Here is a 19,150-nt window from a genome sequence, read left to right as displayed (position 1 = left end):
AAGTCTTAAAGAGTGACAAACAGTTAATTCATATATGAACTAATAAGCAGTAACGTTATTTTAGCCGACGGAGAAGGCGATAAAAGGCCGACAAAGTGGCAAAAAAAGCGTTACGGCCAGTAAAACATTCTTTGAGCATCAAACTTTTAATTGAAGAGTTTGATCATGGCTCAGATTGAACGCTGGCGGCAGGCCTAACACATGCAAGTCGAGCGGCAGCGGGAAAGCTGCTTTCTTGCCGGCGAGCGGCGGACGGGTGAGTAAGGTATGGGGATCTGGCCGAAGGCGGGGGATAACCACTGGAAACGGTGGCTAATACCGCATAATCTCTAAGGAGCAAAGTGGGGGACCTTCTGGCCTCACACCTTCGGATGAACCCATATGAGATTAGCTAGTAGGTGGGGTAAAGGCTCACCTAGGCGACGATCTCTAGCTGGTCTGAGAGGATGATCAGCCACACTGGGACTGAGACACGGCCCAGACTCCTACGGGAGGCAGCAGTGGGGAATATTGCACAATGGGCGCAAGCCTGATGCAGCCATGCCGCGTGTATGAAGAAGGCCTTCGGGTTGTAAAGTACTTTCAGTCGTGAGGAAGGTGTTAAGGTTAATAAGCAGCAATTGACGTTAGCGACAGAAGAAGCACCGGCTAACTCCGTGCCAGCAGCCGCGGTAATACGGAGGGTGCGAGCGTTAATCGGAATTACTGGGCGTAAAGGGCACGCAGGCGGTTAATTAAGTTGGATGTGAAATCCCCGGGCTTAACCTGGGAATGGCATTCAAGACTGGTTAGCTAGAGTCTTGTAGAGGGGGGTAGAATTCCATGTGTAGCGGTGAAATGCGTAGAGATGTGGAGGAATACCGGTGGCGAAGGCGGCCCCCTGGACAAAGACTGACGCTCATGTGCGAAAGCGTGGGGAGCAAACAGGATTAGATACCCTGGTAGTCCACGCTGTAAACGATGTCGATTTGGAGGTTGTGGTCAAGAACTGTGGCCTCCGGAGCTAACGCGTTAAATCGACCGCCTGGGGAGTACGGCCGCAAGGTTAAAACTCAAATGAATTGACGGGGGCCCGCACAAGCGGTGGAGCATGTGGTTTAATTCGATGCAACGCGAAGAACCTTACCTACTCTTGACATCCAGAGAAGCTTTTAGAGATAGAGGCGTGCCTTCGGGAACTTTGAGACAGGTGCTGCATGGCTGTCGTCAGCTCGTGTTGTGAAATGTTGGGTTAAGTCCCGCAACGAGCGCAACCCTTATCCTTTGTTGCCAGCGATACGGTCGGGAACTCAAAGGAGACTGCCGGTGATAAACCGGAGGAAGGTGGGGATGACGTCAAGTCATCATGGCCCTTACGAGTAGGGCTACACACGTGCTACAATGGCGTATACAGAGAGAGGCGAGCCTGCGAGGGGAAGCGGAACTCAGAAAGTACGTCGAAGTCCGGATTGGAGTCTGCAACTCGACTCCATGAAGTCGGAATCGCTAGTAATCGCGGATCAGCATGTCGCGGTGAATACGTTCCCGGGCCTTGTACACACCGCCCGTCACACCATGGGAGTGGGTTGCAAAAGAAGTAGGTAGCTTAACCTTCGGGATGGCGCTTACCACTTTGTGATTCATGACTGGGGTGAAGTCGTAACAAGGTAACCGTAGGGGAACCTGCGGTTGGATCACCTCCTTACCGAGATAGATGGAATGTGAGTGTTCACACAGATTGTCTGATGAAATCGAGCGTAAAGCCAATTTAAGATTGACTGAAGACCTTGAAGTCCCCTTCGTCTAGAGGCCTAGGACATCGCCCTTTCACGGCGGTAACAGGGGTTCGAATCCCCTAGGGGACGCCACTTCAGTGATGAGAAAGGCGGCGCATCAATATTTTGGTGTGGTGTTTGAAGCTCAGGCTAGCGGGCTGTGCACTTTACTCAATAATGATTAAGTCAATTCAACGAGTTGATTTAACAATTATGCTCTTTAACAATCTGGAACAAGCTAAAAATTGAAACACACATTATTAAGAAAAATAATGTGGAGAACTCTCAAAACTCCAACGCGAAGTGTATTCGCTGTCAGGAAGGCAGGCGTTATGAGTGAGCAGTCAGGAATTCGAGGCGGCCAGCGCGCAGTCAGCGCAGCGTACAAAAAGTACGTGAGCATGGTGAGCACTGCCCAACAAAGAATTGCTGCACGCGCAGCCATAACCTATCAGAACGACAGTGAAATAAAGACACCTTCGGGTTGTGAGGTTAAGCGAATGAAGCGTACACGGTGGATGCCTAGGCAGTCAGAGGCGATGAAGGACGTGCTAATCTGCGAAAAGCGTCGGTAAGCTGATATGAAGCGTTATAGCCGGCGATGTCCGAATGGGAAAACCCAGTGCATTAATGCACTATCGTTTGATGAATTCATAGTCAAACGAGGCGAACCGGGGGGAACTGAAACATCTCAGTACCCCCGAGGAAAAGAAATCAACCGAGATTCCCCTAGTAGCGGCGAGCGAACGGGGAGTAGCCCAGAGTCAGCATCGATATTAGCATCAGGAGAAGGGTCTGGAAAGGCCAGCCATAAAGGGTGATAGCCCCGTATCCGAAGGTGTTAGTATCGTGAGCTCGAAGAGTAGGGCGGGACACGTGTTATCCTGTCTGAATAAGGGGGGACCATCCTCCAAGGCTAAATACTCCTGACTGACCGATAGTGAACCAGTACCGTGAGGGAAAGGCGAAAAGAACCCCGGCGAGGGGAGTGAAAGAGAACCTGAAACCGTGTACGTACAAGCAGTGGGAGCCCCATCACTCAAGTGCCTCGGCAGTTGGGTGATGGTATACCATCACAATAACAGCGCAGGCTTTGCCAACAAGGTTGTTCGGTTTTTTCAAGCCGCAGCGCAGTGTAGCTAGAAGTACACGAGCAGCGGAAGTTAAAAAAGCGGGCAAGATTGGCCGCAAAGACAAGCGGGACATTTGAGGATGGGGTGACTGCGTACCTTTTGTATAATGGGTCAGCGACTTATATTCTGTAGCAAGGTTAACCGTATAGGGGGAGCCGTAGGGAAACCGAGTCTTAACTGGGCGTCAAGTTGCAGGGTATAGACCCGAAACCCGGTGATCTAGCCATGGGCAGGTTGAAGGTTGGGTAACACTAACTGGAGGACCGAACCGACTAATGTTGAAAAATTAGCGGATGACTTGTGGCTGGGGGTGAAAGGCCAATCAAACCGGGAGATAGCTGGTTCTCCCCGAAAGCTATTTAGGTAGCGCCTCGTGAATTCATCTTCGGGGGTAGAGCACTGTTTCGGCTAGGGGGGTCATCCCGACTTACCAACCCGATGCAAACTCCGAATACCGAAGAATGTCATCACTGGAGACACACGGCGGGTGCTAACGTCCGTCGTGAAGAGGGAAACAACCCAGACCGCCAGCTAAGGTCCCCAAGTCATGGTTAAGTGGGAAACGAAGTGGGAAGGCTTAGACAGCCAGGATGTTGGCTTAGAAGCAGCCATCATTTAAAGAAAGCGTAATAGCTCACTGGTCGAGTCGGCCTGCGCGGAAGATGTAACGGGGCTAAACCATGCACCGAAGCTGCGGCAGCAACAGCAATGTTGTTGGGTAGGGGAGCGTTCTGTAAGCCGTTGAAGGTGGACTGAGAGGTCTGCTGGAGGTATCAGAAGTGCGAATGCTGACATAAGTAACGATAAAGCGGGTGAAAAACCCGCTCGCCGAAAGACCAAGGGTTCCTGTCCAACGTTAATCGGGGCAGGGTAAGTCGACCCCTAAGGCGAGGCTGAAAAGCGTAGTCGATGGGAAACGGGTTAATATTCCCGTACTAAGGGTTACTGCGAAGTGGGGACGGAGAAGGCTAGGCTATCCGGGCGACGGTTGTCCCGGTTTAAGCGTGTAGGTGGGTCGTGCAGGCAAATCCGTACGACTATAACACTGAGGCGTGATGACGAGCCACCAAGGTGGTGAAGTAGTTGATGCCCAGCTTCCAGGAAAAGCCGCTAAGCGATAGGTAATCCTTAATCGTACCCCAAACCGACACAGGTGGTTAGGTAGAGAATACTCAGGCGCTTGAGAGAACTCGGGTGAAGGAACTAGGCAAAATAGTGCCGTAACTTCGGGAGAAGGCACGCTGGCGTTAGGTGAAATGGTTAACCCATGGAGCTGAAGCCAGTCGCAGATACCAGCTGGCTGCAACTGTTTATTAAAAACACAGCACTGTGCAAACACGAAAGTGGACGTATACGGTGTGACGCCTGCCCGGTGCTGGAAGGTTAATTGATGGGGTAAGCCGTAAGGCGAAGCTCTTGATCGAAGCCCCAGTAAACGGCGGCCGTAACTATAACGGTCCTAAGGTAGCGAAATTCCTTGTCGGGTAAGTTCCGACCTGCACGAATGGCGTAATGATGGCTAGGCTGTCTCCACCCGAGACTCAGTGAAATTGAACTCGCTGTGAAGATGCAGTGTACCCGCGGCAAGACGGAAAGACCCCGTGAACCTTTACTATAGCTTGACACTGAACATTGAGCCTTGATGTGTAGGATAGGTGGGAGGCTAAGAAGTGTGGACGCCAGTTCGCATGGAGCCAACGTTGAAATACCACCCTTTAATGTTTGATGTTCTAACTTAGGTCCGTTATCCGGGCTGAGGACAGTGTCTGGTGGGTAGTTTGACTGGGGCGGTCTCCTCCCAAAGTGTAACGGAGGAGCACGAAGGTTGGCTAATCACGGTCGGACATCGTGAGGTTAGTGCAAAGGCATAAGCCAGCTTGACTGCGAGCGTGACGGCGCGAGCAGGTACGAAAGTAGGTCTTAGTGATCCGGTGGTTCTGAATGGAAGGGCCATCGCTCAACGGATAAAAGGTACTCCGGGGATAACAGGCTGATACCGCCCAAGAGTTCATATCGACGGCGGTGTTTGGCACCTCGATGTCGGCTCATCACATCCTGGGGCTGAAGTAGGTCCCAAGGGTATGGCTGTTCGCCATTTAAAGTGGTACGCGAGCTGGGTTTAGAACGTCGTGAGACAGTTCGGTCCCTATCTGTCGTGGGCGAAGGAAGATTGAGGGGGGCTGCTCCTAGTACGAGAGGACCGGAGTGGACGCACCACTGGTGTACAGGTTGTCATGCCAATGGCATCGCCTGGTAGCTAAGTGCGGAAGAGATAACCGCTGAAAGCATCTAAGCGGGAAACTTGCCTCAAGATGAGTCTTCCCTGACAGTAATGTCCTATAAGGGGTGTTCGAGACGAGGACGTAGATAGGCTGGGTGTGTAAGCGTAGCGATACGTTGAGCTAACCAGTACTAATGACCCGAGAGGCTTAACCTGACAACACCGAAGGTGTTTTGAGAAGAGAGAAGAATTTTAGCTTGTTCAAGAGTCTATCCTGACGAGATATTACGCGAAGGAGCGTGAACTGGCGCTGTTGATGGTGAGCACCTACTGAGGTAGGCGAGTGAGCCGAAAGGCTAGCCGAGATGGCAGCGTACTGAAACGGGATAGGTAAAAAAGAATTTGTCTGGCGGCAATAGCGCGGTGGTCCCACCTGACCCCATGCCGAACTCAGAAGTGAAATGCCGTAGCGCCGATGGTAGTGTGGGGTCTCCCCATGTGAGAGTAGGGAGCTGCCAGACTTTAATTATGTTAAGAAAGCCACCTAAGGGTGGCTTTTTGACGTTTTATTGTTTGATTTTATAACGCTTATCTATTCCCTGTATATCTACACTAATAGACTATATAATTAATATATATGAATTGAGTTTTGATATATGTATTCTGATAATCATATTGAATTAAAAAATTATAATACTTTTAGTCTTGATGCCAAGGCGCAAGCAATATACTCAGCTACTTCAGTAGAAGAATTGCTTATGCTATGGAAAAATGCACTATTGAAAGGGTTGCCTGTTTTATTATTGGGCGGCGGGAGTAATGTTCTCTTCATTAGTGATTTTGATGGCCTAGTCATTTTAAATCGGATTACGTCACTGGTGATAACTGAATCATCTCAGGAATGGTTTATTCATGTCGGCGCAGGAAATAATTGGCATCAATTGGTTAAAGAGCTTATAAAAAGTGGCATTTATGGATTGGAAAATATGGCTTTAATACCAGGATCTGTAGGGGCTGCGCCTATACAAAATATCGGTGCTTATGGCATGGAATTTAAAGATGTATGTCACTATGTCGATATTGTTGATATAAATAATGGTAAACAATATCGTTTAGATGCCACTGAATGTCAATTCGGTTACCGAGATAGTATTTTTAAACATAAATATCGTGAAAACTTTGCTATCGTTTCAGTTGGTTTAAAACTTAATAAACTATGGAAACCAATATTAACATATGCTGGTTTGACTTCTTTAACCGCACAAACAGTAACAGCGCAAACTATCTTTGATGCGGTGTGTAAAATGCGGCAAAGTAAGTTACCTGATCCCTGTTTAGTAGGAAATGCGGGTAGTTTTTTTAAAAACCCCGTTATTTCTCGTATGGCAGCAAATCAAATAAAGGCGCGTTATCCTCGATGTCCAGAATATCCACAAACTAATGGTACAGTAAAACTTGCTGCCGGATGGCTAATTGATCAATGTGATCTGAAAGGTTTTCAGTGTGGTGGTGCAGCGGTACATAGCGATCAGGCATTGGTTTTAATTAATAAAAATAACGCCACTGGAAAAGATATTGTAGATTTAGCGCGTTATATTCAAAAAAAAGTTATAGAAAAATTTGCTATTACGCTAGAACCAGAAGTGCGTTTTATTGGTAAATATGGAGAAGTAAATGCTATGGATGCTATTTCATGAAAGATGTAAAGACACCTTTAAAACTTATCACAATACTTTCTGATGGTAGTATACATTCAGGTGAGCAGTTAGGTGAATTACTTGGCATGACTCGAGCGGGTATTAATAAGCATATTTATACGCTTCGTGAATGGGGTATTGAGGTTAATACTATAACTGGTAAGGGTTATCAGCTTACTAGAAAAATGGATTTATTAGACTACGAGCGCATCTATGGTTTAGTGAGACGCGGAAATATAATTGTTAAACCGGTTATTAATTCTACCAATCAATATCTACTTGAACGTATTGAACAATTAAGTTCTGGTGATGCTTGTGTTGCAGAATATCAAACAGCTGGTAGAGGGCGGCGTGGTCGCTATTGGGCTTCTCCTTTCGGCTGTAATCTTTATTTATCACTATACTGGCATTTAGATCAAGGGCCGGCAGCTGCCATGGGACTAAGTTTGGTTGCTGGAATTGTAATAGCTGAGACCCTTAATAAATTGAGCGGTAGTAATATAAAAGTTAAATGGCCTAATGATCTTTATCTTAATGAAAAAAAGCTTGCTGGTATCTTAATTGAAATGATAGGTAAAACTGGCGATGCGGCGCATATTGTGATTGGTATTGGTCTTAATATTGCAATGAGTTGCAATTATGAAACAAATATTAATCAAGGATGGATTAATCTTGAGCAGGCTGGTATTCAAATAGAAAGAAATGTGATCGCTGGTCAGATTATTTTGGCATTACGCCATGAATTAGTGGAATTTGAGAAATATGGTCTTGTTCCTTTTATTAAACGTTGGCTGGCGTTGGATAATTTTTTACATAAAAAAGTAAAGTTGCATATAGGTGATCATCTTGAGGTCGGTATCGTGAAAGGAATTAATGAACACGGCGCAATTTTGTTAGAACAAAATGGTGAAATTGTTTCCTATATAGGTGGTGAAATTTCATTACGGCCAGATAATTAGCACAATTGAGTCGAAGTTGATCATCGACCCAATATTTGAAATTATTTTCTTAATCTAACATTTGTAATTGAATGATTAGAGCCTTTAGTCATGATCAAACTGGCTCTTTCTTTGGTTGGTATTATATTCTCTTCCAAATTTATTTTATTAATTTCTTCCCATATTGTTTTAGCCGTTTTGATCGCCTCTTCTTGCTCTAATGTAGAATAATGGTAAAAATAGGCGTGAGGATCGGAGAAGGCGCCTTGGCAGAATTTTAAAAATCGACTGATATACCATTTTTTTAATAAATTTTCTGGAGCGTCAACATAAATGGAAAAATCGACAAAGTCAGATACGAAAACATGATGCGGATCATGCGGATAATCCATACCGCTTTGCAAAACATTCAAACCTTCTAAAATAAGAATGTCAGGCTGTTCAATTAGTTGTTTTTTTCCGGGAACAATATCGTAAGTAAAATGGGAATATACCGGGGCAGTGACTTGCTTAACGCCAGATTTGATGTCAGAAACAAATTTTACCAAACGATGCATATCATAGGATTGCGGAAACCCCTTTTTTTTCATTATTCCACGTTCGTTTAAAATCCGATTAGGGTATAAAAAACCATCTGTTGTTATAAGATCAACTTTACGATGTTCAGGCCAACGACTTAATAAAGTTTGTAATAGGCGGGCTGTGGTACTTTTACCAACCGCAACACTGCCTGCAATACCGATGACATAAGGTACTTTAGTACCATTAGTACCTAAAAACTGTTCTAAAACGGTTTGCCTACCTAAATTTGAACTGATATAGAAATTAAGCAGTCTTGAAATAGGAAGATAAATTTTATTTACTTCATCCATTGAAATTTCATCATTAATACCCTTCAGTTCCAGTAGTTCTTTATCCGTTAGTAGCTCTAGTGGAACAGAATCACGTAAAGTCGCCCAATGTTCACGGTCAAATTCTAAATAAGGTGTTATTGAAAAGTTTTGTTGTTGTTTCATAAGTCAACATTTACCTGTGTACAGGTTGTCATAATCATTCATAACCAATAAAAAATAGATTGCATAATAACGATTGAATATCTTTAGGCGTAGCGTTTTTTCTATTTTTTTGTATCAAATAAATAATTGATCACAATTTATCCATTTTTATTTTTAGTAATAAAATAATATTGTATGATTTACGATATGTTTTATTAGTGAGAAAAATTTGATGTTGTTTTTCACTAGAGTAAATAGTAAATAAAAAATTTAGCACTGTTGAGTATTTAAACATTTACTATAGAAAAAAACAGCAAAAATGGCTAAAGTGGATACTTTATAAGCAAAAAAACAATTTTTTTAATTTTTTTGTTGCAACATGCGCGTTCTCTACCTAGAATGCGCAGCACCTGATGCCGGCATAGCTCAGTTGGTAGAGCAACTGACTTGTAATCAGTAGGTTCCGAGTTCGACTCTTGGTGCCGGCACCATTAAAAATTTGGATATAAGTAAAAGGTGGGATTCCCGAGCGGCCAAAGGGAGCAGACTGTAAATCTGCCGTCACAGACTTCGAAGGTTCGAATCCTTCTCCCACCACCATAAAGTTTCATCTTAAGTGTTCAGCTTAAAATGCTACCTCATGCAAAATACTTAAGATAAAATTTGCAGCTGATTAAAGTCAGGTAGCCGAGTTCATCGCGGGCATCGTATAATGGCTATTACCTCAGCCTTCCAAGCTGATGATGCGGGTTCGATTCCCGCTGCCCGCTCCAAGATGTGCTGATATAGCTCAGTTGGTAGAGCACACCCTTGGTAAGGGTGAGGTCGGCAGTTCGAATCTGCCTATCAGCACCACTCCTAGAAAGTGTTCTTAATTGTTCCCTGATTTTTTTCCTGCGATAAAACAAGCAACGAATATATGATTTTCACTGCTTGGTTAATGTGGTGTAACCACCGATTCCGTGTCTTAGAGGGACAATCTAATGTCTAAAGAAAAATTTGAACGTAAAAAACCGCACGTTAACGTTGGTACAATCGGCCACGTTGACCATGGTAAAACAACTTTAACCGCTGCAATCACCACCGTATTAGCGAAAACTTATGGCGGTAATGCGCGTGCATTTGATCAAATTGATAATGCACCAGAAGAAAAAGCGCGCGGGATCACTATTTCTACTTCTCACGTAGAATATGATACACCTACCCGCCATTATGCTCATGTAGATTGCCCAGGCCACGCGGATTATGTGAAAAACATGATCACCGGTGCGGCACAAATGGACGGCGCAATTTTAGTGGTAGCGGCAACCGATGGTCCAATGCCACAAACGCGTGAGCATATTTTATTAGGTCGCCAAGTAGGTGTTCCTTATATCATCGTTTTCCTGAATAAATGTGATATGGTTGATGATGAAGAGTTGCTAGAACTGGTTGAAATGGAAGTGCGTGAGCTGCTTTCTCAGTATGATTTCCCAGGCGACGACACGCCAGTAATCAGAGGTTCAGCGTTGAAAGCGCTGGAAGGTGTTGCTGAGTGGGAAGCGAAAATTATTGAGTTAGCGGAAGCGTTAGATAGCTATATCCCAGAGCCAGAGCGTGCAATAGATAAACCTTTCTTGTTGCCAATCGAAGATGTGTTTTCGATCTCAGGTCGTGGAACGGTAGTAACAGGTCGTGTAGAGCGTGGTATTGTTAAAGTTGGTGAAGAAGTAGAAATCGTTGGCATTAAAGAGACGACGAAGACGACATGTACCGGCGTAGAAATGTTCCGTAAACTGTTAGACGAAGGTCGTGCAGGTGAAAACGTAGGTGTTTTATTACGTGGTACCAAGCGTGAAGACGTCGAGCGTGGTCAAGTATTGGCCAAACCAGGCTCAATCAAACCGCATACTCAATTTGAATCAGAAGTTTATATTTTGAGCAAAGATGAGGGTGGGCGCCACACACCATTCTTTAAAGGTTACCGTCCCCAGTTTTATTTTAGAACGACAGATGTAACGGGCACAATCGAATTGCCAGAAGGCGTCGAGATGGTAATGCCAGGCGATAATATCAACATGAAAGTGACGTTGATAGCGCCAATCGCAATGGATGAAGGGCTGCGTTTTGCGATCCGCGAAGGTGGTCGTACAGTCGGTGCGGGTGTTGTTGCTAAAATTATTGCTTGATTAGATATTAAATTTGAAAAAAGAGGCGAAAGCCTCTTTTTTTATGATAGCCATAAAATTATTACCATTACTCTAATTTTCTGTATATATAATTCAAAACAATATTGAAATGAAAATCATTATCATTTAATATTGCTACGAGAATTTATTTTATCGGTATGAAAAATGTATGTCTGTCTATGTAATCGAATTAGTGATAAAACAATAAAAACTTTAGTTCGGGATAATCGCATCACTTCCATTAGTGGCTTAAAGAAGTGTGTTTCTATTGGTAGCCACTGTGGAAAATGCCTGCCTCAAGCAACCCAGCTAATTAAAAATGAACTAATAAATTTAACTGCTGTTACTGAAATTGACATAGTGCAATGAATTAATAGAATAAATTTAATTGCTATAAAAAACCTTTCTAGCTTTAATCAATAAATTACTCGTCATTTTTCCAATAAAAATATTTTTCTATTCTATGCGTCTAACAATTTATATCTACACTTTAGATACTGGAAGTGGAGGAAAAAAATGAAAGGCGATAAAGAAATGATCACCCATTTAAATAAATTATTGGGTAATTGTCAACGATCACCGAAAACTGATCCACTTTTTATCTAAATCCGATCAATCAAAATTGATCCACTGTTTTACTCAGTTATTGCTCCTGAGCGCCGCTTATCTTTCAATCGGTAGCTTTCACCGCTTAATTGCAGTACATGCGAATGATGAAGTAAACGATCAAGCATAGCGGCAGTTAATGTTGCGTCATCAGCAAAAGCACTTGGCCATTGCCCAAATGATAGGTTACTCGTCAATATGACACTGCCATGCTCATAACGCTTGGCAATCACATTGAAAAACAGGTTTGCTTCTTCTCGCCCAAACGGCAGGTATCCAATCTCATCGATAATCAACAACTTCGGGGCCATCACCGAACGTGATAGATATTGTTTGAGCTTATTTTGTCGTTTGGCAGTTGAGAGTTGCAACATCAGTTCAGCTGCCGTGGTAAAGCGGGTTTTCTTCTTGGCCTGTACTGCTTTTAATCCTAACCCAATAGCTAAATGCGTTTTGCCTACACCGCTTGGGCCAAGCAACACGACATTTTCATTACGTTCAATAAACGTTAATGCGCTTAATTCCTGTATGTGTTGTTTGGGGATCCCCGTTGCAAACTTAAAATCGAACGTATTAAGTTCTTTATGTGCTGGGAATCCTGCCATCCGACTCAAAAGATTACGAGTTCGTTCATCTCGTTGTTGTTGCTCACATTTTAACAGGGACAGTAAAAACTCTCCGTAGCTTTTGTCTTGGGCAATGCATTTTTCGGCAAGTGATGACCAATGAGTCGGAATAGAATTTAATTTCAATGACTCACACAGGTGTTCAATTTGTTCATGCAATAACATGTTCACCTCCCAGTAATGCTTCGTATACGCTGATTGAGTGTTGCAAACTGACAGATTCAAGGGGCGGTACGATAGGGATATTAAGCGTATTAGTCTGTGGGATAGATTGGCAAACCCTTGCTGGTAAGGGTAGAAGAGACTTAACTTCCTTAGCTAATCTATCTGCTGGCTTCTCTAACGTTGTTCCATGAATTCGCTGATGGGCAACGCGTTGTAACCATGGACCCACTTTTGCATTAGCTATTTCAATATCCAGTTCAAGATTATGAGCACGAAGGTCGGTGTTTAATGGCACGATAAAGCTGTTTTTTAAATAGTGGTTAAAGCGCTCTACTTTCCCTTTCGTTTTTGCCCTGTAGGGCTTGCAAGCCTTCAATTTAAACCCGTAATCTTTCGACATTTGAAGCATTTCGACATGTAATTTATGATCACCTTCTGCATAAGCATCCCGTTCGATGATGAGGGATTTTGCGTTATCACACAATACTTCCTGTGGTACACCACCAAAGTAGTCGAAAGCTTCTCTTAAACCTTGCTGCCACGATTCTGCTCGTTCATTATCAAAGAACTTTACATAACTCGCACGCGAATAGCCTAGCGTTGCAACAAACGCTTTCAGCGATTTTTTACCTCGCCGGATGCTGGTGAAGTCGATTTGCATTTGTTGACCTGGCTGTGTTTCAAAACGGACGACTACTTCGGGAACAATGCTTGGTTTAAATTGACAAACAAATCGGCGTAATTGAGCAATACCACCTTGATAGCCGTTTTCAACTACCTCATCAAATAAGACTGTTGCAGGGATCCAATCAGGTTTAGCCAGTTCAATTCGCTGAAGCAAATAAGGTTTAAAGGGGGATAATTTAGTCGGTTGTTGACTTCTTTTAGCATAAGTTGGCATTGTCTGTTGTTGTAAATGATGTTTTACGGTGTTACGGGATATACCCAACTCACTGGCAATTTTTCGAAGGCTTTGTCCTTGTGCAAAGCGAACATGAATATCCACAAATATCTCCTTGGTTAACATAAATTATCCGTACAAAAATGTGCGAATAATACCAAGTGGATCAGTTTTAGATGATCGTTAGTGGATCAGTTTTGCATGATCGGTGACAGTAATGAGCTTGTTGCAATTAATCAATATTTTTTACATGCCCGTATGTTTAAAAATTGGGGTTTATTACGTCTTAACGATATTGAATATGAAGAATCTATCGATGAGATGAAACATGCTGATAAATATATAGAAAGGATTCTCTTTCTTGAAGGGATACCTAATTTGCGGGGTTTAGGTAAATTAAATATTGGTGAGAATGTGGAAGAAATGCTTAAATCTGATTTACTGCTTGAACTGGACGGTGCGAAAGATTTGCGTTCAGCAATCACTTATGCAGATTCAGTTGGTGATTATGTTAGTCGTGATTTAATGATTGAAATACTAACCGATGAAGAAAAACATATTGATTGGCTGGAAACGCAATTGGCCTTGATAGCAAGCATAGGCCTAAAAAATTACCTACAATCTCAGCTCCGAGAAGAGAAATGATTTAACTTGATTTATTAAGATTTTTATAAATATTGTTGCATAAGATTTTATACACAAATTTTATGCAATTTTTTTATCTATGGCTTGCTCTTATTTTGAAATTACGTATAATGCACGGGCTCTTTAATTTAGGAGCCTGGCCGTAAAAGGCTGGCATGCAGTGAAACTGCGTTAAAACAATACCTCCGATTTGGAGGTTATTATGAGAACGATTACACTCCCCCATCAATCGAAATGGGTGCGAGGAGTAATTTTTTACGTTTATAAAATAGTTGGAGCTCTGGTCTCATGCAGAACCAAAGAATCCGTATCCGCCTGAAAGCCTTTGATCATCGTTTAATTGATCAATCAACTGCGGAAATCGTTGAAACTGCTAAGCGCACTGGCGCTCAAGTACGTGGTCCGATCCCGTTACCTACACGTAAAGAACGTTTTACCGTTCTGATTTCGCCGCATGTTAATAAAGATGCACGTGATCAGTACGAAATTCGTACTCATAAGCGTCTGGTTGACATCGTTGAGCCAACTGAGAAAACCGTTGATGCTCTGATGCGTCTGGATCTGGCTGCCGGTGTAGATGTGCAGATCAGCCTGGGTTAATCAGGTCGTTGCGCGATTGAGAGGTTGAAACAATGATTGGTTTAGTCGGGAAGAAAGTAGGAATGACGCGTATCTTCACTGAAGATGGTGTTTCTATTCCTGTAACTGTTATCGAAATTGAAAATAACCGAGTGACTCAGGTTAAGAGCCTGGAAACAGATGGTTATAATGCAATACAGGTTACTACCGGTAGCAAAAAAGCAAACCGTGTAAAAAAACCTGAAGCTGGGCATTTTGCTAAAGCTGGTGTTGAAGCTGGTCGTATCCTACGTGAATTCCGTTTGAGTGAAAATGAAGAATTTACCGTAGGTCAAAGCATTAGTGTTGAAATTTTTGCTGACGTCAAGAAAGTCGACGTTACTGGTACCTCCAAAGGTAAGGGTTTTGCTGGTACGGTTAAACGCTGGAATTTCCGCACTCAGGACGCTACTCATGGTAACTCCTTGTCACACCGTGTTCCGGGTTCTATTGGTCAAAACCAAACTCCGGGTAAGGTATTTAAAGGCAAGAAAATGGCAGGCCAATTGGGTAATGAACGTGTAACTGTTCAAAGTCTGGATGTAGTACGCGTTGACGCTGAGCGTAATCTGCTGTTGGTCAAGGGTGCTGTTCCAGGTGCGACTGGTAGCAACCTGATTGTAAAACCAGCTGTTAAGGCGTAACGTCGAGGAGATAGGAATGGAATTGGTAATGAAAGACGCGCAAAGCGCGCTGACTGTTTCCGAAACTACCTTCGGGCGTGATTTCAATGAAGCGCTTGTGCATCAAGTAGTTGTTGCGTATGCAGCTGGTGCTCGTCAAGGTACTCGTGCTCAGAAAACTCGTGCTGAGGTTTCAGGTTCTGGTAAAAAACCATGGCGTCAGAAAGGCACTGGTCGTGCACGTGCTGGTTCAGTTAAGAGCCCAATTTGGCGCTCTGGTGGTGTCACTTTCGCAGCGAGACCACAGGACCACAGTCAAAAAGTAAATAAAAAGATGTACCGCGGTGCTTTGAAAAGCATCTTGTCTGAATTGGTACGTCAGGATCGTCTAATTGTTGTCGAAAAATTTGCTCTGGAAGCGCCAAAAACTAAGCTTCTAGTGCAAAAATTAAAGGAAATGGCTCTGGATGACGTATTGATCGTCACGAATGAGGTTGATGAAAATTTATTTTTAGCTGCCCGCAACTTATACAAAGTTGATGTTCGTGATGCAATAGGTATCGATCCTGTTAGTCTAATTGCCTTCGACAAAGTAGTTATGACTGCTGACGCTGTGAAGCAAATTGAGGAGATGCTAGCATGATCCGTGAAGAACGTCTGCTAAAAGTACTACGTGCACCGCATGTCTCTGAAAAAGCTTCTACAGCGATGGAAAAAAGTAACACCATCGTGCTTAAAGTTGCGAAAGATGCGACTAAAGCAGAGATTAAGGCTGCCGTACAAAAACTGTTCGAAGTTGAAGTCAAAGGTGTAAATACTTTACTGGTTAAAGGCAAAACCAAACGCCACGGTCAGCGAATTGCTCGTCGTAGCGACTGGAAAAAAGCTTACGTCACTCTGAAAGAAGGCCAGAATCTGGACTTCATCGGTGGTGCAGAGTAAGTCGGAGGAGTAAAGAACAATGGCAGTTGTTAAATGTAAACCTACGTCTCCGGGCCGTCGCCACGTAGTTAAAGTGGTTAACCCTGAGCTGCATAAGGGTAAACCTTATGCCCCGTTGCTAGAAAAAAGCAATAAAACCGGTGGACGTAACAATAATGGCCGTATTACTACGCGTCATATTGGTGGTGGTCACAAGCAGCATTATCGTCTGATTGACTTTAAACGTAATAAAGATGGTATTGCTGCTACTGTTGAGCGTCTGGAATATGATCCAAACCGTTCTGCGAATATTGCATTAGTTCTCTATAAAGATGGAGAACGTCGCTATATTCTGGCACCAAAAGGCTTAAAAGCTGGTGACCAAATTCAGTCTGGTGTAGATGCAGCAATTAAAACAGGTAATGCTTTACCTATGCGTAATATTCCTGTCGGTTCAACAGTTCATAATGTTGAACTTAAGCCAGGTAAAGGCGGTCAGTTGGCTCGTTCAGCTGGTGCTTATGTGCAAATCGTTGCACGTGATGGTAGTTATGTAACTATCCGTCTACGTTCTGGCGAAATGCGCAAAGTACTTTCTGATTGCCGTGCAACATTAGGTGAAGTTGGTAATGCGGAGCATATGCTACGTGTTCTGGGTAAAGCCGGTGCTAGCCGCTGGCGTGGAATTCGCCCTACCGTTCGTGGTACAGCGATGAACCCAGTAGACCATCCACATGGTGGTGGTGAAGGTCGTAACTTTGGTAAACACCCAGTAACACCTTGGGGCGTTCAAACCAAAGGTAAGAAGACCCGTAGCAATAAGCGTACTGATAAATATATCGTACGTCACCGTTCTAAAAAATAATTAGAGGATAAACCATGCCACGTTCTCTCAAGAAAGGTCCTTTTATTGACCTGCACTTGCTGAAGAAGGTAGAGAAAGCGGTGGAAAGCGGAGACAAAAAGCCTCTCAAGACTTGGTCCCGTCGTTCAACGATCTTTCCTAACATGATCGGTTTGACCATCGCTGTCCATAATGGTCGTCAGCATGTTCCAGTTTATGTTACCGACGAAATGGTTGGTCATAAATTGGGTGAATTCGCGCCGACCCGTACTTATCGCGGCCATGCGGCCGATAAAAAGGCCAAGAAACGTTAAGGTAGGAGGAAGAGATGGAAACTATCGCTATGCATCGCCACGCTCGTTCTTCTGCTCAGAAGGTTCGTTTAGTGGCTGATCTGATTCGCGGTAAGAAAGTGTCGCAAGCTCTGGAAATTCTGAACTATACCAACAAGAAAGCTGCTGGTTTAGTGAAGAAAGTACTTGAGTCTGCTATCGCTAACGCCGAGCACAACGATGGTGCTGATATTGATGACTTAAAAGTGACGAAAATTTTCGTTAACGAAGGTCCAACTATGAAACGCATCATGCCTCGCGCGAAAGGCCGTGCAGATCGTATTTTGAAGCGCACCAGCCACATTACTGTGGTTGTGTCCGATCGCTGAGACTCTGGAGACTAGCAATGGGTCAGAAAGTACATCCTAATGGTATTCGCCTGGGTATTGTCAAACCTTGGAACTCTACTTGGTATGCGAATACAAAAGAATTCGCTGACAACCTAGACAGCGATTTTAAAGTACGCCAGTATTTGAATAAAGAACTGGCAAAGGCATCTATTTCACGTATCGTTATCGAACGTCCTGCGAAGAGCATTCGTGTAACTATTCACACCGCTCGCCCTGGTATCGTTATCGGTAAAAAAGGTGAAGATGTCGAGAAACTGCGTAAGATAGTAGCAGATATTGCTGGTGTTCCTGCGCAAATCAATATTGCTGAAGTACGTAAGCCTGAACTAGATGCTAAATTAGTGGCTGATAGTATCGCTTCACAGCTGGAACGTCGTGTTATGTTCCGTCGAGCTATGAAACGTGCGGTACAAAATGCTATGCGTCTAGGTGCAAAAGGCATAAAAGTGGAAGTCAGTGGTCGTTTAGGCGGCGCTGAAATTGCACGTACTGAGTGGTATCGTGAAGGCCGTGTTCCGTTGCACACCTTGCGTGCTGATATCGATTATAACACTGCAGAAGCGCACACCACTTATGGTGTACTCGGCGTTAAGGTATGGATCTTCAAAGGTGAGATTCTAGGTGGTATGGCTGCTGTTGAACAGGTAGAGAAACCGACAGTTCAACCTAAAAAGCAGCAGCGTAAAGGCCGCAAGGAGAGTCGCTGATGTTACAACCAAAGCGTACGAAATTCCGTAAAATGCATAAAGGTCGCAATCGCGGTCTTGCTGCGGGCACGGATGTTAGCTTCGGCACTTTCGGTCTGAAGGCAGTAGGTCGTGGACGTCTGACTGCAAGTCAGATTGAAGCGGCACGTCGTGCCATGACCCGTGCAGTTAAGCGTCAGGGTAAAATCTGGATCCGTGTGTTTCCAGATAAACCTATTACTGAAAAGCCACTTGAAGTGCGTATGGGTAAAGGTAAAGGTAACGTAGAGTATTGGGTTGCCTTGATCCAGCCTGGCAAAGTTCTTTATGAAATGGACGGTGTTCCAGAAGAGCTAGCTCGTGAAGCATTCAAGTTGGCTGCAGCAAAACTGCCTATCAAAACCACCTTTGTAACTAAGACGGTGATGTAATGAAAGCAAAAGAGCTGCGCGAAAAAAGCGTTGAAGAGTTGAACACTGAACTGCTTAATCTGCTACGTGAGCAATTTAACTTGAGTATGCAGGCAGCCAGTGGACAGCTGCAACAGTCTCACCTGTTGAAACAAGTACGTCGTGATATTGCACGCGTTAAGACTTTATTGACTGAAAAGGCGGGTGCGTAATGAGCGATAAAATCCGTACTTTGCAAGGTCGTGTAACTAGCGATAAGATGGAGAAATCTATTGTCGTTGCTATTGAGCGTATGGTAAAACATCCTTTATATGGTAAGTTTATCCGTCGTACGACCAAATTGCATGTACATGACGAGAACAATGAATGTGGTATCGGTGATCTAGTGGAAATCCGTGAAACCCGCCCACTGTCCAAAACAAAGTCATGGACACTTGTTCGCGTTGTAGAAAAAGCTGTTCTGTAATAGGATAGCCATTTCATAATAGAATAAGCGGCTCTTAATAAAGCGGCCGTT

The 19,150-nt window shown here is 43.8% G+C and carries 19 protein-coding genes, 5 tRNA genes and 3 rRNA genes; 24 read left to right on the top strand and 3 right to left on the bottom strand.

Going from position 1 to position 19,150, the window contains the following annotated elements:
- The first annotated feature begins 147 nt into the window (after positions 1–147).
- The 6 genes from ArsFIN_RS19215 to birA all read left to right on the top strand — a co-directional run bounded on the left by ArsFIN_RS19215 (position 148) and on the right by birA (position 7,764).
- A 16S ribosomal RNA gene (locus ArsFIN_RS19215) occupies positions 148–1,684 on the top strand.
- 87 nt (positions 1,685–1,771) lie between these two features.
- Positions 1,772–1,847 (top strand) — tRNA-Glu (locus ArsFIN_RS19210).
- A gap of 397 nt (positions 1,848–2,244) precedes the next feature.
- Positions 2,245–5,324, top strand: a 23S ribosomal RNA gene (locus tag ArsFIN_RS19205).
- A 189-nt stretch (positions 5,325–5,513) separates the two neighbouring features.
- Positions 5,514–5,629 (top strand): 5S ribosomal RNA (rrf, locus tag ArsFIN_RS19200).
- The 16S, 23S and 5S rRNA genes sit together here with 1 tRNA gene alongside, the layout of an rRNA operon.
- A 135-nt stretch (positions 5,630–5,764) precedes the next feature.
- Positions 5,765–6,805, top strand: coding sequence for a UDP-N-acetylmuramate dehydrogenase (gene murB / locus ArsFIN_RS19195; RefSeq protein WP_026823930.1), 1,041 nt, complete (start codon positions 5,765–5,767; stop codon positions 6,803–6,805).
- Complete coding sequence (gene birA / locus ArsFIN_RS19190) at positions 6,802–7,764, top strand: bifunctional biotin--[acetyl-CoA-carboxylase] ligase/biotin operon repressor BirA (protein WP_026823929.1); 963 nt, start codon at positions 6,802–6,804, stop codon at positions 7,762–7,764. Before murB ends, birA begins: the two co-directional genes overlap by 4 nt.
- 41 nt (positions 7,765–7,805) lie before the next feature.
- On the opposite strand, the gene coaA is transcribed toward birA, so the two are convergent.
- A complete protein-coding gene (coaA, locus tag ArsFIN_RS19185) occupies positions 7,806–8,759 on the bottom strand; it encodes a type I pantothenate kinase (protein WP_026823928.1) in 954 nt (317 codons plus the stop codon).
- 394 nt (positions 8,760–9,153) lie between these two features.
- On the opposite strand from coaA, the gene ArsFIN_RS19180 reads away from it, so the two are divergent.
- From ArsFIN_RS19180 to bfd, 6 genes are all read left to right on the top strand, one after another.
- Positions 9,154–9,229 (top strand) — tRNA-Thr (locus ArsFIN_RS19180).
- A 24-nt stretch (positions 9,230–9,253) separates the two neighbouring features.
- Positions 9,254–9,338 (top strand) — tRNA-Tyr (locus ArsFIN_RS19175).
- Positions 9,339–9,436: 98 nt separating this feature from the next.
- Positions 9,437–9,511 (top strand) — tRNA-Gly (locus ArsFIN_RS19170).
- Positions 9,512–9,517: 6 nt separating this feature from the next.
- Positions 9,518–9,593: transfer RNA gene (locus ArsFIN_RS19165), tRNA-Thr, on the top strand.
- Between the two features lie 128 nt (positions 9,594–9,721).
- Positions 9,722–10,906: an elongation factor Tu gene (gene tuf / locus ArsFIN_RS19160; protein WP_135678127.1), complete on the top strand. Its 1,185-nt coding sequence runs from the start codon at positions 9,722–9,724 to the stop codon at positions 10,904–10,906.
- A 165-nt stretch (positions 10,907–11,071) separates the two neighbouring features.
- Complete coding sequence (bfd, locus tag ArsFIN_RS19155; protein ID WP_135678125.1) at positions 11,072–11,275, top strand: bacterioferritin-associated ferredoxin; 204 nt, start codon at positions 11,072–11,074, stop codon at positions 11,273–11,275.
- A 266-nt stretch (positions 11,276–11,541) separates the two neighbouring features.
- Here bfd and istB read toward each other — a convergent pair whose 3' ends face one another.
- Both istB and istA read right to left on the bottom strand, forming a co-directional pair.
- Entirely contained in the window at positions 11,542–12,303 is a 762-nt protein-coding gene (gene istB, locus ArsFIN_RS19150) for an IS21-like element helper ATPase IstB (protein WP_135677409.1), read from the bottom strand.
- Positions 12,290–13,330, bottom strand: coding sequence for an IS21 family transposase (istA, locus tag ArsFIN_RS19145; RefSeq protein ID WP_135677417.1), 1,041 nt, complete (start codon positions 13,328–13,330; stop codon positions 12,290–12,292). The genes istB and istA overlap by 14 nt, the downstream gene beginning before the upstream one ends.
- Positions 13,331–13,405: 75 nt before the next feature.
- Between istA and bfr the strand changes: the two genes are divergently transcribed.
- The 12 genes from bfr (at position 13,406) to rpsQ (ending at position 19,099) form a co-directional block, all read left to right on the top strand.
- Positions 13,406–13,849: a bacterioferritin gene (gene bfr / locus ArsFIN_RS19140; RefSeq protein WP_034249783.1), complete on the top strand. Its 444-nt coding sequence runs from the start codon at positions 13,406–13,408 to the stop codon at positions 13,847–13,849.
- A 288-nt stretch (positions 13,850–14,137) separates the two neighbouring features.
- Positions 14,138–14,449 carry a 30S ribosomal protein S10 gene (gene rpsJ / locus ArsFIN_RS19135; protein WP_001181005.1) on the top strand — a complete coding sequence of 104 codons (312 nt, stop codon included), beginning with the start codon at positions 14,138–14,140 and terminating at the stop codon, positions 14,447–14,449.
- 32 nt (positions 14,450–14,481) lie between these two features.
- A complete protein-coding gene (gene rplC / locus ArsFIN_RS19130; protein WP_026823180.1) occupies positions 14,482–15,111 on the top strand; it encodes a 50S ribosomal protein L3 in 630 nt (209 codons plus the stop codon).
- A gap of 16 nt (positions 15,112–15,127) precedes the next feature.
- Positions 15,128–15,733, top strand: coding sequence for a 50S ribosomal protein L4 (gene rplD / locus ArsFIN_RS19125; protein WP_026823179.1), 606 nt, complete (start codon positions 15,128–15,130; stop codon positions 15,731–15,733).
- Positions 15,730–16,032, top strand: a complete 303-nt coding sequence (gene rplW, locus ArsFIN_RS19120; protein WP_026823178.1) for a 50S ribosomal protein L23 — start codon at positions 15,730–15,732, stop codon at positions 16,030–16,032. Before rplD ends, rplW begins: the two co-directional genes overlap by 4 nt.
- A gap of 19 nt (positions 16,033–16,051) precedes the next feature.
- Positions 16,052–16,876 carry a 50S ribosomal protein L2 gene (gene rplB / locus ArsFIN_RS19115; RefSeq protein ID WP_026823177.1) on the top strand — a complete coding sequence of 275 codons (825 nt, stop codon included), beginning with the start codon at positions 16,052–16,054 and terminating at the stop codon, positions 16,874–16,876.
- A gap of 14 nt (positions 16,877–16,890) precedes the next feature.
- Complete coding sequence (gene rpsS, locus ArsFIN_RS19110; RefSeq protein WP_026823176.1) at positions 16,891–17,169, top strand: 30S ribosomal protein S19; 279 nt, start codon at positions 16,891–16,893, stop codon at positions 17,167–17,169.
- A 14-nt stretch (positions 17,170–17,183) separates the two neighbouring features.
- Positions 17,184–17,516: a 50S ribosomal protein L22 gene (gene rplV, locus ArsFIN_RS19105; RefSeq protein ID WP_026823175.1), complete on the top strand. Its 333-nt coding sequence runs from the start codon at positions 17,184–17,186 to the stop codon at positions 17,514–17,516.
- Between the two features lie 17 nt (positions 17,517–17,533).
- Entirely contained in the window at positions 17,534–18,244 is a 711-nt protein-coding gene (gene rpsC, locus ArsFIN_RS19100; RefSeq protein WP_026823174.1) for a 30S ribosomal protein S3, read from the top strand.
- Positions 18,244–18,654 carry a 50S ribosomal protein L16 gene (gene rplP / locus ArsFIN_RS19095; protein WP_026823173.1) on the top strand — a complete coding sequence of 137 codons (411 nt, stop codon included), beginning with the start codon at positions 18,244–18,246 and terminating at the stop codon, positions 18,652–18,654. Before rpsC ends, rplP begins: the two co-directional genes overlap by 1 nt.
- Positions 18,654–18,845, top strand: a complete 192-nt coding sequence (gene rpmC / locus ArsFIN_RS19090) for a 50S ribosomal protein L29 (RefSeq protein WP_026823172.1) — start codon at positions 18,654–18,656, stop codon at positions 18,843–18,845. Before rplP ends, rpmC begins: the two co-directional genes overlap by 1 nt.
- Positions 18,845–19,099, top strand: coding sequence for a 30S ribosomal protein S17 (rpsQ, locus tag ArsFIN_RS19085; RefSeq protein ID WP_026823171.1), 255 nt, complete (start codon positions 18,845–18,847; stop codon positions 19,097–19,099). Before rpmC ends, rpsQ begins: the two co-directional genes overlap by 1 nt.
- The last annotated feature ends 51 nt before the right edge of the window (positions 19,100–19,150 follow it).

The organism is Arsenophonus nasoniae (genome assembly GCF_004768525.1).
GTDB lineage: Bacteria > Pseudomonadota > Gammaproteobacteria > Enterobacterales > Enterobacteriaceae > Arsenophonus > Arsenophonus nasoniae.
The sequence above is the reverse complement of the archived record's forward strand: the minus strand, read 5'-3'. Positions and strand labels throughout refer to the sequence as shown.